The sequence below is a fragment of the Paenibacillus taichungensis genome (assembly GCF_050994985.1).
GTDB lineage: Bacteria > Bacillota > Bacilli > Paenibacillales > Paenibacillaceae > Paenibacillus > Paenibacillus taichungensis.
This window is the reverse complement of the sequence record NZ_CP194720.1, coordinates 1096263-1110605: the sequence shown is the minus strand read 5'-3', so window position 1 is coordinate 1110605 and position 14343 is coordinate 1096263. Positions and strand designations below refer to the sequence as shown.

The window sequence follows — 14343 nt, the reverse complement described above, 5'->3', positions numbered from 1 at the left end:
GCTCAACACAAAAAGACCAAACAGGAACTAAGCACATTTAAGGCTGCTGTTCCCGCGTTTGATCTCTTCCTAGACGTACTGTTGTGTTGCCATTTCTGTCGTTTATACCATTTATACCGTATATTTCGACTGTGCTTTCTCCACTTTGGAAATATAAGCCTGTGTTTCCGAAGGGAGGCGGTTAAGTACACTCATCAGTTCAGCGTCACTCGATACACCCAGACTCGAAACCCGTCCCGGGCCGGCATTATAAGCAGCAAGTGCCATCTTCACCTCGCCACCAAAACGCTGAAGCTGGAGAGATAGGTATTTGGTTCCACCATCTATATTTTGAGCGGGATCGTAAGCGTTACTTACTCCCAACCCTGCTGCCGTACCATCCATCAACTGCATTAGTCCTTTGGCACCTGCGGAAGACACAACATTCGGATTGAAACCGGATTCAGTGTCAATGACCGCCTTGATCAATGATTCAGGCACCCCATATTTGGCGCTCGCCGAAGCAATCAAAGATTCAAAATCAGTAGGAACAGATGCACTCGAATCCCCTGTTCCAGTATTTAACAGGGAAGATAAAGAAACCACATTACTGTTCGAGGATGAAACAGAACTTGTATCTGGGTTATACATACTGCCCAGTTGCAGCCACAACAGACCGTCACTGGATCGTTTGGAAATCGCAGCAGAATTCACGTCTTCGCCAACGGTACCAGTATTGTTCAAAGTATTTGAATTCGTCCCGAGCAGCCCGTCCATCATACTGGCAAAATCCACTGTTGAAGCGGAGTTTCCGTCTGATGCATTTGTTTCGTTGAGACTATTGGACAATTGCAGTTCCAGCAACTGCCGCGACGCGCGCGGATCAATCTGCATGAGTTATATTCACTCCCGTATAATGTAAACGTAGATTATGACTTTATTCTACATTATTTTACAGAGAGGTTCCATTGTTTTCAAAAAAATAGACCGATCATACAACTTTATTTCGCACATGCGAAAAAACCTTCTGCAATCCCCATTTAATTAAGGTGGGAGCAGAAGGCTGCAAATAATAAGCTCATATCCTGTTTGGTTAAGCACTTGTGTATTGATTGTTACATCATGTTTGTGCTTTATTAACGGGCGAATGGAATCATGAAGAAATAGCTGAGTGTTGCCACTGCGCCAAGTCCGATGGACCACGCACCCGCCGTTTTCCGCCCATTGACGTAAGCGTAGTAACCAAGTACCGCTGCAGCTGGACCAAGGACAATGGACCACATAAATAAGGATGCGATACCAAAGGCCAGACCCATATATCCGGAGATTCGGCCAGTAGATTTCATAACACCGTCTTCATCTTCACGCTTCACAGGGGTATGATCTGTTCTTTCCGTAGGTTCTGTTCGAATAGAACCTGTTGGGGGCGCTACCTCTGCGCCATACTCTTCTCTGTGGCTACGTCTTGGATAGTCTACACGCTGACGCTGCTTTTCATCTAACGGAGTCGTTTTTGGACGTTGGAACGATTGATCATCTCTACGGTCATTATTCATTGCAAAGCACCTCCATATAAATGGGAATGACTGCTCATTTCGGTTTGAATGTGTGACAGCAAGTCGCAGATGAAGTACGGGCATGATCGTGATGATCGGAATCAAAAGTCTCTCCTGCAAATTCCTCATGTAAGCGACGGGTGGCATGTTGGTCGATGTCAATCATGATGGCATCAGCCTGGCAGAAATTGTTTTCTCCCCAGAAGTGGCAGTTAGCAACACTGCATTTGACGATCGGCTTCTCTTGGCTCATTTTTATCACCTCGACATCTATTGTCTCCGCACCGCAAATCGGCTATTCTCCAACGAAATGCCAGATGATGACATGATCCTTTATCTATAATGCCAGTTGAAGAAAACGCAAAAAAACCGCCACAAGGGCGGTTTTGTCCAATTTGTATATAAGTTGAAAATGTAATTACGCGTGATTGCGTTGGTTTTGCATGCGACGCTGCGTTAGGTAGTCACTTTCATAAAAAGCCAAATCATCGCGCAGTTCTTCGTACGTTTTGGATATCTCAAGAATGACATCACGTACTGCTCGAATTGGCTTATCACGGAAACGGATTGCATCCTGACCAGTGTAAGCATATCTTCCATCTTCGGAGTAACATTCATTTTTAGGATAGAAAAAGCTGTTTATGCTTTGATGATATGTGTTATAGAGAGCCTTTTCGGCAAAATCGACATCAAAATTGGCACGACGCAGCACAACGCCAAGTTTTTCGTAAGAAACTTCAGAAAAAACGAGCAAATGACGGAGATCCGAAAGAAATCCTTTGTAGAAGGCTGATGACTCCTCCGTCTGATTCTGATCCAGTTCAGGCAAGGCATTTTCATTCAAAAATTTTTCGATCCGATCGATAGCCGGTTTTAACTTTTCCCTAGTTGACTCACATGTTTTCTGTACATTGGCTGCTGACATAAAGGTAGCTCCCCCTTAAATAAGTCCTTACATATAGATCGGCCAACGGGAGGTTCTCCCCTGACCTTGAATTCTCAGGTACTATCCTACCATAAAAAGTTGACGAGCGGTATCCCTTAATCAGGCTTTCCCTTTCTGTTCCTGAACATGCCCATTACACACAGCTCACCTGATGTTCACCTGCATAAAAATAACCGCTTTTCCTAACGATAGATATATCCAGTGACAACGATGAAATCAGAGCACTGTAAGATGATTGTCAAAATAAACGAGGAGGTTCCATCCTTATGTCCAGACCGAAATGGGTTAACTGGGCCATTGCCGCGGGTGCGGGCGCACTTGCCTTGACGCTTTTGCTTCCAACGTCCAATCGCCCTGTTCCTGCTCCAAGTGCCATGCCCGATTCTCCACACGAGGAACATGCGAGCAAACAACGTCTTAAAGTCCAGGATGTAAAGTCAACCGATCTGCTCACCCGTGCAGATGCCAAACAGCACCTCAGCATCATGCTTGAGAAGACCTCCAAAATGAATGATGTGCAAATAAGTCAATACGTTAAAGAGCTACAACAAACACATGATCATATACGGTCTATTGATGTAATGAATACCAAGGGATCACGCAGTCGGCACTTTGACAAAACAGCAGCAAAAGGAAGTAAAATGGAACAGCAAAAGCTGGAACATTCTCTCGCCCTAGCCAAGAAAGCAGTGAGCAAACGTCAAAGCTTCGAGTCTTCTTCCTTTCCTCTGGGCAAGGAAAAGTTTTTTGTTATGGCGCAGCCCTCCAAGGATGGAGAACGTGCCGTCATCGCTCTCTTTAGCCAAAATGTACTGAATGCCGTGGAACAGCATCAGCGCAAAAATTTGCGCATGATTCCTTATCCGCGTGAAGGAAAATTCAAAATCGAGTCTGTGCACCCCGACACCCTTAAAGAAATCACTGTAAAAACAGGACATGATAATGCCAATGCCAGCCATTTTTACGAAAATGAAATCGTCATTCGGTTCCGTCAGGATCCAGGTGAACGGGATATGCGCATCATTAAATCTGACCTGCGGACGCAATCGGCACGCAAGCTGGGATACACGTATGTTTTTCGGTCGGAACATATGAATTATGAACAATTACATGCTTATTTCGAACGTAAATGGAATCCGCTGTATATGGAACCCCACTACATGTATTTAACCAATGAGACCGTCCCTGAACAAAAAGATGTAACCGTGCCCAATGATATTTTGTTTTCCGATTACCAATGGAACTTGCCCGCCATTGAGACTAACCGTGGCTGGAATATTACAAAGGGTAACAAGGATGTTATCGTTGCAGTGGTCGACACCGGCGTTGATCTGACTCATCCCGATCTGAAGGGTAAGCTGCTGAAAGGTTATAACGTTGTCGAGCCGGCGAGCCAACCGCTTGATGACGTAGGCCATGGTACACATGTAGCAGGTATCATTGGCGCTGTTGTGAATAACAACGAAGGTGTAGCAGGCATGAGCTGGTATAACAAGGTATTACCTGTTAAAGTGCTGGACAATTCGGGTTCAGGCACAACCTATGCTGTGGCCGAAGGCATCATTTGGGCTGCTGATCATGGAGCCAAGGTCATTAACATGAGTCTGGGTAACTATGCAGATGCCCAATTTCTTCATGATGCTATCAAATACGCTTTTGATCGCGACATTGTATTAATTGCAGCGACCGGCAACGACAATACGGAGCGTCCGGGATACCCTGCCGCTTATCCGGAAGTATTTGCGGTATCCGCTACGGATCCGGACATGAACAAAGCTTCCTATTCCAACTACGGGGATTACGTCGATGTGACGGCTCCAGGGTCCAGCATTGCAAGTACGTATCCGAACAACCAATATGCAGCCTTGTCCGGAACGTCGATGGCCAGCCCCCATGTAGCGGCACTTGCAGGCTTGATTCGCTCACTCAACCCTGATCTGACCAACACAGAAGTCATGGATCTCATGCGTCAAAGCGTCATAGATCTGGGAGACCCAGGTCATGACAAGTATTTCGGTTATGGTCAAATCGATGTGTTTAAAGCATTGGAGGCGGCCTCTGGCAACAGTGCCCCACTTCAATTTTGGCCGCAACATGTGAGACAGCAAATGGACAATACAATGAAAAAGTACATCAAACAATAACCGCTCACTGGATATAAAAAAACAAAAGCAGCTGCGCCCCGGGGCGTATGCTGCTCTTTGGTATGTTCACCTATTTCCCCGGGGCACCCGCTGCACTAGCGTTTGCGAGAAGTTGTGCGGGATTTGCTTGATTTTTTCACGGATTTTTTCTTACCGTTGTGGCTTGAAACATAACAAGGATCTTCTTCTTTGACTACGACAGGATACATGTGATGATGGATTGGCACACAGTGATGTTTTTTGATGACTTCGATCGGGTGAATTACGGGTACGATTTGTGGGATGTAGTAATCTTCAACAACCTGGATTGGGTCACATACAATCGGACAAAGCGGTGGACAGAAATGGTTCATTTCAAACCAACTCCCTTTCAAGTGATACTATAACGTATTGCACTGGGTCCGATGTGGATTGGATGTATGTCCGTGTTCCGAAAAATTATATAAGCGGGAGCCTGTCCGCCGTTGCCCCACCCTGTTGCGGTGTAATGTTATTAATGACCATACATAATACCCGCAGCCCTTCGCATAACAGCTCCTGATTCGTAACCGTGAAGCAAATCCGTAGACTCGCCGTATCCGTTTCCCCCACATAACAAGCAGAGCCTGGCAAAAAAGAAACACCTGCGGCAAGTGACTGGCGGTGCAGCTCACGCATATCCAAACCATCTGGCAATTGCAGCCACAAGTTTAGTCCTCCATCAGGCAAAGTCCAGTACATCCCGGGAGAACCATGTTCCTCCAGTACCGCTGATGCGGCCAGCAGCCGGGAGTATAACTCATTTCTCAATCGCGCTGTATACGCACTGTATTGATGCTGTATAAACGATTGCAACGCCTTTTGTGTTAGCAACGGACTTCCGAGATCCGCAGTGGATTTGGCAGCAACAAGTCGGGTGAGCACACTTCCGTCTGCAACCGCACACGCCACACGACAGCCGGGTGATAATACTTTGCTGAAGCTTTTGATATATATCACATGACCCGTCCCATCCATCGATTTAATGGAAGCAGGTGGAGGATCACGGAAATACAGATCGGCGAACGGATCATCCTCCAGGATGAGACAATGATAACTTTGAGCAAGGTTAAGCAGTTGCGCACGCCGTTTGGCACTCATTGTAATGCCCGTAGGATTGTGAAACGTAGGAATCGTGTATATCAACTTGGGCGGGTATGTATCACACAATCGGGTTAACAAATCAATACGCATACCATCGTCATCCATCGGCACCGTAATAATCTTCGCTCCTCTGCTTGTGAAAACATCAATGGCTCCCGTATAGCTCGGTGCTTCCATGTAAACAACATCACCAGGACCAACAAACGTACGCGCAACAAGATCGATTCCCTGCTGGGTACCGCTTGTAATCAGCATCCGTTCAGGCATTACCCGCAAACCTCTTTCTGCAAAGTGCCCGGAAAACGTCTGACGAAGTTCCCGGTCCCCCTGAAAGGACCCATAGGCTGCCATGCGCTCTGGATGATTCGAGGAAAGCCGATATGCACTGTCGATAATCTCTCGTGTTGGCAACAATTCAGGCTGAATTGCCGACATATGCAGCTCATATCTAACTTGTGGAGATGCATCAAAATGTCTCCAGAGCTGAGCTCGGGGCAGATAATCCACAAGAGCCATCTGCCAGTTCCAAGGTGTGCTGGATTCATTCTTTGCATGAGTACGGTGAGTTCTCTCCATATCCTCCGTTTTCTCCAGCTCTTGCGCGCCACGTACATAACATCCCTTCCCCTGGGAACATGTAATCAGCTGTATGGCTTCGAGCTCGGAATAAGCTTTGGACACGGTGACCAGGCTGACGCCCAGATCAGCCGTCATTTTACGAACCGACGGCAGACGAGTTCCAGGCTCGATTAGTCCAGACCTTATTCGGTCAGCAAGTGTAAGGGCAATCTGAACATACAATTTGGTGCTGCTTCCCCGTTTCAATTCAATATGCACACATGCACCCTCCTAACTGTTATGATCAGCATTTTACTGTTATACTTCTTCCGTCTATTATAGTTTATAATATCAGTATAACAGTGAATAACAGGAGATGAGAATAATATGAATATCCCTTGGTCCAAAATGGCACAAAATACCCCGTCCTCTGTCGTTCGCGACATGCTACAGGCTGCACAGGCGCCTGGAATGATTTCTCTAGCCGGAGGTTTACCTGCCCAGTCATCATTCCCGCTTGAAGCCATCCGTGACGCATACGAGAAGGTATTCATGGGCGGCGCAGCTGCTCTTCAATATGCAGAGACGGAAGGTTTCCGACCATTACGTGCCAAAATTGCAGAACGTCTTGAATCCAAGGGCATTCCTGCTTCACCTGACCATATGCTTCTGACTACCGGTTCCCAGCAATCCATTGACCTGGTGTGCCGGATTTTGCTCGATCCAGGCGACAGCGTACTGGTTGAATCACCAACCTATCTGGCTGCCCTTCAAGTCATTCATTCCTATCAGGCTAAGGCGCACGGTGTTACCTGTGATGAGGACGGCATGTTACCTGAATCACTGGAGGAACAGCTGCAACTGCATCGACCAAAGCTCGTATACATTAACCCTACGTTCTCCAACCCGTCAGGTAAAGTATGGAGTCGCGCCAGACGTCAACAAGCCGTGGATCTGTGCCGGAAATATGGCGTACTGATCCTGGAAGACGATCCTTATGGTGAAATCCGCTTTAAACCGGAACAACTGGATGCCCCTGCACTGGCGCAACTGGATGCGGAATCCTATGAGGGTCCATCCAATGTCATCTACACCAGCACATTCTCCAAAACAGTAGCTCCAGGTCTCCGCACTGGCTGGATACTGGCAGCTCCGGATGTTATCAAAATAGCTGCCCGCGCCAAACAGGGGGCAGACTTGCATTCCAGCAGCATCGACCAAAGAGCACTTCATGCGCTATTGGAGTCTTTCGATCTGGACGAGCATATTCGCAATATCTCACAGGATTATGAACAACGGATGAAAAAAATGACCACTCTCATGGCTGCAAAATCGTGGGAAGGTATCTCTTGGAACTCACCGCAGGGCGGAATGTTCCTATGGCTGCAACTGCCTGAGGGCATGCTGGCCAGCAATCTGTTTACCTATGGAATTCAGGAGAAAGTATGCATTGTACCAGGAGATTCCTTCTATGCGGGTACACCGGAGCTGAACCGTATGCGGATCAACTTTACTCATACTGATCCAGATCTGCTTCCCGAGGCTGTAGCACGTATGGATCGTGCCATTCAACGCTGGCATGCATCATTACAGTCGGACAGTGTAGTTACACTGTAGCGAACTGTCATCCACTGTATCATTAGGAACAATTTCTCATTCCAACGAATAACAACAAAAATAAGGCGTCAGACCCGAGAAATCTCGAAGTCTGACGCCTTATTTATATGACCTGCAAGTGCAGGAATTCATTTGAAGTTTAATCGCGTCCTTCTGATCAGTCAGGCATAATCGTTCTGTTTGCCCATGACTGATAGTGGACTGCACTTGTTACTGTTTGTGTTGTAGTTAGGAAAGCTTACCGTAAGCCGGGTTCTGTGCTCTTCGTGGTTCAGACGGGAACTACCCTCCCACCACAAGCGACAATCATCTATCTAGGCCATACATTGCTGCACAGCTCAAGCGACCAACCTAGACACACCTCGGGCTAAGGCTGCCTTCTCCAAAGAGTCGACTGTGTCCCATTAGGTCTTGCTCCAGATGGGGTTTACCAGGAACGAAGTCACCAGCGTTCCTCGGGGTCTCTTACACCTCGGTTCCATCCTTGCCTGTGCCGGAAAATCCGGCCATCGGCGGTCCATTTCTGTGGCACTATCCTTCAACTCGCGCTGACTGGACGTTATCCAGCATCCTGCCCTGTGGAGCCCGGACTTTCCTCTCGTGGCAACGAAGGCCACCAGCGATTGTCTGTCAAGCTTTCCGAACAACATTACATAGTATACAGGCATTTGAGTTTACAAACAAGCTTAATCTTACTGGAAGCAATGTAACCGGTGCTTTTAGATAAACTGAAATACTTCGGTGTTTACCTCGGATGCAGTCACTTGCGTATCATAACGCTTGTCTTCCAAACGTGAGCGCAGCCAATCCGCAGTTTTCGGTTTCATGATTTTTTCGGCATTATGCCCGGCGTCGATGATACACATACCCGCCATCAGCGCATCGTGAGCGGTATGATAATCAATGTCTCCAGTAACGATGACATCTGCTCCTTTGAACCGTGCTGGAAGGGTATAACGGCTGCCTGAACCGCCAAGCACTGCTGCTTTTTTGATTTTCCGATTGAGATCGCCTACTACCCTAACGTATGGCACATCCAGTTGGGCTTTAACGACCTCCACCAGCTCACCGAGTGTCATTGGTTGTTTGAGTGGTCCCAAGCGCCCCAGACCCAGCGTACGGCCTTTTAAATCCATTGCATACAGGTCATAGGCCACTTCCTCATATGGATGAGCCTTAAGCATCGCTTGTACAACCTTGCTGCGCAGACTCTGCGGTACAATGGTCTCAATCCGCATTTCCTCTACACGCTCCATCTGTCCCTCTGTACCGATGAAAGGTTGTGTCCCCTCTCCCGTTACAAAAGTACCTGTCCCCTCCGTATTGAAGCTGCACTTGTTGTACTGCCCAATACTGCCAGCGCCCGCTTCCAGAATCGCCTGGAGTACCTGCTCATGATGGGTACGAGGTACAAATACAGCCAGTTTGAACAAATGATCTGTATGTACATCCTCAAGTGATTCCTTGCTCTCCATTCCAATGGCTTCGGCCATCCAGTCATTCATGCCGCCTTCAGCCACATCCAGATTGGTATGACTAATATACACCGCAATATCATGCTTGATCAGCTTCTCGTACAGTTTCCCCATCGGTGTATCGGTATTCAATGACTTGACCGGACGGAAAATGATGGCATGGTGCGCAATAATCAGATTGGCTCCAATCCGAATGGCCTCGTCTACAACTTCGTTCGTAACATCAAGTGCGATGAGAACGTGCGTAATTTCCTTTTGCAAACTGCCAAGTTGAAGGCCAATCCGATCGTCCGGCACGGCCAGATGTTTGGGAGCAAGCTGCTCCATCAATTGAATTACAGTTTGACCTTTGGCAAACATGAGAGTACCTCCTTCAAGTTCACAATAAGACGCTCCACCTCTGCCGCCTTGTCCCGTGAAGACTCCTGATCGGATTTGGAGATGGAATGCACAACACTTTGCAGCTTGACGATTTCGCTCTCCCATTTGGCAAAAAACACATCCGTTGGACGGTCAGTTAAATAAGGCCCCATGCGCAGCAGCAAATCTGATGTCAATTCCACTCCGCCTTCAAGTGGTCGTGCGCGATACACTTCCTCATTGGCAATCGGACTGAGTTCTTGCGGCATTGCTGTAATAATTTCGTACACTTTGCCATCTTCCTCAAGCAGCTGTTCTGCAACCACCACCCAGTGATGCTCGAGCAGCCAACGTCTAAGAATATCCTCACCAACATTAGGCTGCAAAATAAGAAGCTTGACCTCATCCAGTTTGGAGAGGCCACGATCCAGAATGGAGGCAATAAGTGCCCCTCCCATACCGGCAATGGTGATAACATCCACTTCTCCTGCAGAGATGACATCCAATCCATCTCCACGACGTACTGTAATTTGTTCCTTCAGGCCTGCATCGCTGACTTGCTTGCGTGCAGCTTCATAAGGACCGGGGTTGACTTCTCCGGCTACTGCACCCGCTGCTTTCCCGCTGCGTACTGCCGCTACCGGAAGCAAAGCGTGGTCTGAGCCAATGTCAGCCAAGCGGCTTCCTTCTGGAATTTGATCATGTATCCGCTGTAATCGATTCGAAAGTTTCATGAAGCACCTACACCATTCATTTAATTTATTGATTTGCATTGAACAACGAAAAGCGATAAAATGAAATCCAATAAAACATTTCAAGGATTAATTACCAAAACCAAGAAATTTAGATGTTCAATTTAAAAATAAAGGAGACCCCGCCGCCGCTTAAGCGTCTTGCGGAAAGTCTCCCATAGTGATGTTATTCGAGGAAATCTTTAAGCCGTTTACTGCGGCTAGGGTGACGCAATTTGCGAAGAGCTTTAGCTTCAATTTGACGAATACGCTCACGCGTAACACCAAATACCTTGCCCACTTCTTCCAGCGTTCTTGTACGTCCGTCATCCAGACCAAAACGCAGACGAAGCACGTTCTCTTCACGCTCAGTCAAAGTATCCAGGACATCTTCGAGCTGTTCTTTCAGCAACTCATATGCAGCAGCATCCGCTGGAGCCAATGCTTCCTGATCCTCGATGAAATCACCCAGATGGGAATCATCTTCCTCACCAATCGGTGTTTCCAGGGAAACTGGCTCCTGAGCAATCTTCGTAATCTCACGAACTTTTTCCACACTCAGATCCATCTCGGCAGCGATTTCTTCTGGTGTCGGTTCACGCCCAAGTTCCTGCAACAGCTGACGGGATACCCGGATCAGCTTATTGATCGTCTCCACCATATGCACAGGGATACGAATCGTACGTGCTTGGTCAGCAATTGCACGGGTGATCGCTTGGCGAATCCACCATGTCGCATACGTACTGAATTTATAACCCTTTTTGTGATCGAACTTCTCAACCGCTTTGATCAGACCCATGTTACCTTCCTGAATCAGATCCAGGAACAACATTCCACGTCCAACATAACGCTTGGCGATACTGACCACGAGACGAAGGTTAGCTTCAGCCAGACGACGTTTCGCTTCTTCATCCCCGTTTTCAATCCGTTTAGCCAGTTCTACTTCGTCATCCGCAGACAACAAAGGTACACGACCAATTTCTTTGAGATACATACGAACAGGGTCGTTGATTTTGATTCCTGGTGGAAGGCTCAGATCATCATCAAAGTGGAATTCATCGTCTCCCTCTCTGGTGTTGTTCTCGGAATCTTCACTAGGGCGAAGGGTTACCTCTTCATCATTTTCGTTCACGACATCAATACCCAGGTCGCTCAGTTGTTCATAGAACTCATCCATCTGCTCTGCATCTTGCTCAAATGGGGAGAGTTTTTCTATAATTTCCTTGTAGTTCAACGAAGCTCTTTTCTTACCTGATTCAATCAATTGATCCTTAACCTGATCCAGTGTCAATTCTGTTTCTAGTTCAGTATGCTGATCATTCGCCATAACTCGACTCCCTCCTCCCTAGAAACATCCAACATTCAGACGTTCACTGTCTCTCTAGGGCAATCATTTCAATTGCAATTTGTGCCGCGCGTACAGAATCACCTGCCCGCTCTGCAGCAATCATTTCTTCTTTTTTCAGATCGTACTCTTTCTTACGCGGATATTTCAGCACTTCCCTGATGCAATCGTCGAGCACTTGAATACTCCATTCACCTGGACCATCCATCATCGAGATTGAACTGACCGTCTTTTCCAGTCGGTCGTCATGCAGTGAAGACATAAAACGGCTTGTATCCGACGGTTTGCCTTGCGCATAATAGGCATATAGATAAGCAGCAATAGCTGCATGATCATCCAAGTTAAAAGCTTCACCAAGATGCTCATTCACGTACTGGGCAGCCTCATCATCCTGAAGCATCCAGGCGAGCAGTTTGCGTTCAGCAGCGTGGTAAGCCGGCAACAGATTGGGTGTAGGCACCTGCCTATTTTGTTGCCTACCATTATTCCACCTTTTCGGGTTATTATCCCCATACTGGAGGTTATTTTTCATGGCCTCCCGTTCTTCATTACACTCCTGCTTCAGTGTTTCAAATGATACATCCACTTCCGCAGCCAGTTCCCGAAGATATACTTCCCGTTCTGTAGGAGAAGACAAAGGAGCAATAAGTTTCACCGCTTCCTTGGAATAAGCGATTTGTCCGCCGCCTTCTAGCAGTATATGGTTTTTTTTAAGGTTTATAAGCTTAAATTTTGTAGTCGTTACGGCGCCGTCCACAATCTGGTTTCGGAACCGCTCTCCACCATGCTTGCGGATAAAATCATCCGGGTCGAGCCCATCCGGTATCAGAGCAATTTTGACCTGCAATCCCGCTTCCTCAAGAATAGGGAAGTTTTTGAATGCCGCAGCCTGTCCTGCTCGATCGCCGTCATAACATACGATGACTTCATCACACATGCCTTTAAGCATCAATGCCTGATTCTCAGTGAGCGCGGTACCCATTGCCGCTACACCATTCTGGATATCCTGATCCCAGGCGGAGATAACATCGCCATACCCTTCGAACAATATGGCCTGCCTTTGTTTGCGAATTGCATTTTTAGCATGATGCAGATTGTAGAGAACACGGCTTTTGTTAAATAACCGGGTTTCCGGTGAATTTAGGTACTTCGGTTGCCCGTCTCCCAAAATGCGACCTGCAAATGCAATCGGCTTTCCACTCCTGCCGTTAATCGGAAACATGACCCTGTCTCGGAAACGGTCCACATACCCCTGACCTTCGTTTCGCGGTGACAGTAACCCGCCCTTTTCCATCTCTTCAAGCGGAAATTCGCGTTTTTCCAGAAATTGTACCAAGGTATCCCAGCGATTAGGCGCATAGCCAATCTGGAATTGGTCAATGAGTTTGTCGCTAAACCCACGTGAGCGTAAATATTCCATAGCCACTTTACCGTGCTCTGTATTTTTCAATAAAAAATGATACAGCTTCGCGGTAAGCTCATATGCTTCCAATAAACGTTCGGTTTCTGGATTAACATGAGCCGATTCACGCCCTTGCCAGTCCCCCATTGAAATGTGGCTTTCTTCTGCCATCGTCTTGACAGCCTCGGGAAAGGATAACCCTTCGATTTCCATCCTGAATTTGATGGCATTTCCACCCGTGCCGCAACCGTAGCAATAGAAAATTTGTTTCTCAGGCGTAACTGTAAACGAAGGGGTCTTCTCAGAATGAAAAGGACAGAGGCCTTTCATATATTTCCCCTGTTTGGTCAGATGTACAAATCGGCTCACCGTATCGACGATATCATGCTGCTGTAACACCGATTCAATAATGCTTTCGGGTATACCGCCTTGTCCGGTACTCATCTTGGTCCACCTTCATCTCTTTAACACGTAAATATTATTCGATAAACTTACACATTCTCCTGCAAATCTTTCAAAAGTTTTGTCAGTTTATGTTGAAAAATTTCCCGATCCTGCTCTGTGAAAGGCTTTGGGCCTTTTCCATAATGCCCTCTTTTTCGTGCTTTGGCCGCAGTATGACGGGAATCCAGCATGAAATCAATATCACGATCATTAAATTCACGACCACGAAATGATAAAACATAACAACGTTTGCCAAGTGCGAGCGCCGCCAGTCCATAATCCTGTGTAATGACCACATCGTATGGCTTGATGTGATTGGCAATGTAAAGGTCTGCACTCTGATCACTTCGATCTACCTGAACGGTGCGCACTCCTTCTCCGCCCTGAAGAAAATGGTCAAATGAAGAAACCATCAATACAGGAACTTTGAATCGGAGAGCTGTTTCTGCGATCTCAGCCTTGACTGGGCAAGCATCACCATCCACAACAATATGGCGTACATTTAACTCACTCAAAGCCAGACCACCCGGTTTCATAAAATATCTGCATATTGTAATATACGACCTCAGCCAGTCAAAATCCTTCTGACCGGTCTATGGAAATCAAAGGCTAAAATACGGAACGGCTGTAAATATAAATTTTTCACAATCCGTTCCGTATATTT

Annotated in this window: 13 protein-coding genes and 1 other RNA gene; 2 read left to right on the top strand and 12 right to left on the bottom strand. The window is 47.0% G+C overall.

Going from position 1 to position 14343, the window contains the following annotated elements:
• Positions 1-111 precede the first annotated feature (111 nt).
• The 4 genes from ACR1R9_RS05050 to ACR1R9_RS05035 all read right to left on the bottom strand — a co-directional run bounded on the left by ACR1R9_RS05050 (position 112) and on the right by ACR1R9_RS05035 (position 2460).
• Complete coding sequence (locus ACR1R9_RS05050; protein ID WP_076288106.1) at positions 112-873, bottom strand: lytic transglycosylase domain-containing protein; 762 nt, start codon at positions 871-873, stop codon at positions 112-114.
• A gap of 242 nt (positions 874-1115) precedes the next feature.
• On the bottom strand, positions 1116-1535 hold the full coding sequence (locus ACR1R9_RS05045; protein WP_076288105.1) for a hypothetical protein: 420 nt from the start codon (positions 1533-1535) through the stop codon (positions 1116-1118).
• Positions 1536-1569: 34 nt separating this feature from the next.
• Positions 1570-1788, bottom strand: coding sequence for a DUF1540 domain-containing protein (locus ACR1R9_RS05040; RefSeq protein WP_064636410.1), 219 nt, complete (start codon positions 1786-1788; stop codon positions 1570-1572).
• A 165-nt stretch (positions 1789-1953) separates the two neighbouring features.
• On the bottom strand, positions 1954-2460 hold the full coding sequence (locus ACR1R9_RS05035) for a YpuI family protein (RefSeq protein WP_063567014.1): 507 nt from the start codon (positions 2458-2460) through the stop codon (positions 1954-1956).
• A gap of 287 nt (positions 2461-2747) precedes the next feature.
• Between ACR1R9_RS05035 and ACR1R9_RS05030 the strand changes: the two genes are divergently transcribed.
• Entirely contained in the window at positions 2748-4625 is a 1878-nt protein-coding gene (locus ACR1R9_RS05030; RefSeq protein WP_433921582.1) for a S8 family peptidase, read from the top strand.
• Between the two features lie 95 nt (positions 4626-4720).
• Here the strand turns inward: ACR1R9_RS05030 and ACR1R9_RS05025 are convergent, their stop codons facing one another.
• Both ACR1R9_RS05025 and ACR1R9_RS05020 read right to left on the bottom strand, forming a co-directional pair.
• Complete coding sequence (locus ACR1R9_RS05025; protein WP_064636406.1) at positions 4721-4978, bottom strand: hypothetical protein; 258 nt, start codon at positions 4976-4978, stop codon at positions 4721-4723.
• A gap of 85 nt (positions 4979-5063) precedes the next feature.
• A complete protein-coding gene (locus ACR1R9_RS05020) occupies positions 5064-6584 on the bottom strand; it encodes a PLP-dependent aminotransferase family protein (protein ID WP_433921583.1) in 1521 nt (506 codons plus the stop codon).
• A 108-nt stretch (positions 6585-6692) separates the two neighbouring features.
• Between ACR1R9_RS05020 and ACR1R9_RS05015 the strand changes: the two genes are divergently transcribed.
• Complete coding sequence (locus ACR1R9_RS05015) at positions 6693-7922, top strand: PLP-dependent aminotransferase family protein (protein ID WP_433921584.1); 1230 nt, start codon at positions 6693-6695, stop codon at positions 7920-7922.
• Positions 7923-8151: 229 nt separating this feature from the next.
• On the opposite strand, the gene rnpB is transcribed toward ACR1R9_RS05015, so the two are convergent.
• The 6 genes from rnpB to ACR1R9_RS04985 form a co-directional block, all read right to left on the bottom strand.
• Positions 8152-8561: RNase P RNA component class A (rnpB, locus tag ACR1R9_RS05010), an RNA gene on the bottom strand.
• A gap of 80 nt (positions 8562-8641) precedes the next feature.
• On the bottom strand, positions 8642-9757 hold the full coding sequence (locus ACR1R9_RS05005; protein ID WP_433921585.1) for a Nif3-like dinuclear metal center hexameric protein: 1116 nt from the start codon (positions 9755-9757) through the stop codon (positions 8642-8644).
• Positions 9733-10491, bottom strand: a complete 759-nt coding sequence (locus tag ACR1R9_RS05000; RefSeq protein ID WP_433921586.1) for a tRNA (adenine(22)-N(1))-methyltransferase — start codon at positions 10489-10491, stop codon at positions 9733-9735. Before ACR1R9_RS05000 ends, ACR1R9_RS05005 begins: the two co-directional genes overlap by 25 nt.
• Positions 10492-10675: 184 nt before the next feature.
• Positions 10676-11815 (bottom strand): RNA polymerase sigma factor RpoD, encoded by a 1140-nt coding sequence (gene rpoD, locus ACR1R9_RS04995; protein WP_024628459.1) that lies wholly within the window; start codon positions 11813-11815, stop codon positions 10676-10678.
• Positions 11816-11858: 43 nt separating this feature from the next.
• Positions 11859-13679 (bottom strand): DNA primase, encoded by a 1821-nt coding sequence (gene dnaG, locus ACR1R9_RS04990; RefSeq protein ID WP_076288099.1) that lies wholly within the window; start codon positions 13677-13679, stop codon positions 11859-11861.
• A 47-nt stretch (positions 13680-13726) separates the two neighbouring features.
• Positions 13727-14215, bottom strand: coding sequence for a YaiI/YqxD family protein (locus ACR1R9_RS04985; RefSeq protein WP_090901596.1), 489 nt, complete (start codon positions 14213-14215; stop codon positions 13727-13729).
• Positions 14216-14343 lie beyond the last annotated feature (128 nt).

Bases quoted from the DNA above. Each gene is read 5' to 3' on its own strand.
- ACR1R9_RS05045 (WP_076288105.1), bottom strand. From the start codon at position 1,535: ATGAATAATGACCGTAGAGATGATCAATCGTTCCAACGTCCAAAAACG.
- ACR1R9_RS05000 (WP_433921586.1), bottom strand. From the start codon at position 10,491: ATGAAACTTTCGAATCGATTACAGCGGATACATGATCAAATTCCAGAA.
- ACR1R9_RS05040 (WP_064636410.1), bottom strand. From the start codon at position 1,788: ATGAGCCAAGAGAAGCCGATCGTCAAATGCAGTGTTGCTAACTGCCAC.
- ACR1R9_RS04985 (WP_090901596.1), bottom strand. From the start codon at position 14,215: ATGAAACCGGGTGGTCTGGCTTTGAGTGAGTTAAATGTACGCCATATT.
- ACR1R9_RS05050 (WP_076288106.1), bottom strand. From the start codon at position 873: ATGCAGATTGATCCGCGCGCGTCGCGGCAGTTGCTGGAACTGCAATTG.
- ACR1R9_RS05030 (WP_433921582.1), top strand. From the start codon at position 2,748: ATGTCCAGACCGAAATGGGTTAACTGGGCCATTGCCGCGGGTGCGGGC.
- dnaG (WP_076288099.1), bottom strand. From the start codon at position 13,679: ATGAGTACCGGACAAGGCGGTATACCCGAAAGCATTATTGAATCGGTG.
- ACR1R9_RS05005 (WP_433921585.1), bottom strand. From the start codon at position 9,757: ATGTTTGCCAAAGGTCAAACTGTAATTCAATTGATGGAGCAGCTTGCT.
- rpoD (WP_024628459.1), bottom strand. From the start codon at position 11,815: ATGGCGAATGATCAGCATACTGAACTAGAAACAGAATTGACACTGGAT.
- ACR1R9_RS05025 (WP_064636406.1), bottom strand. From the start codon at position 4,978: ATGAACCATTTCTGTCCACCGCTTTGTCCGATTGTATGTGACCCAATC.
- ACR1R9_RS05035 (WP_063567014.1), bottom strand. From the start codon at position 2,460: ATGTCAGCAGCCAATGTACAGAAAACATGTGAGTCAACTAGGGAAAAG.
- ACR1R9_RS05015 (WP_433921584.1), top strand. From the start codon at position 6,693: ATGAATATCCCTTGGTCCAAAATGGCACAAAATACCCCGTCCTCTGTC.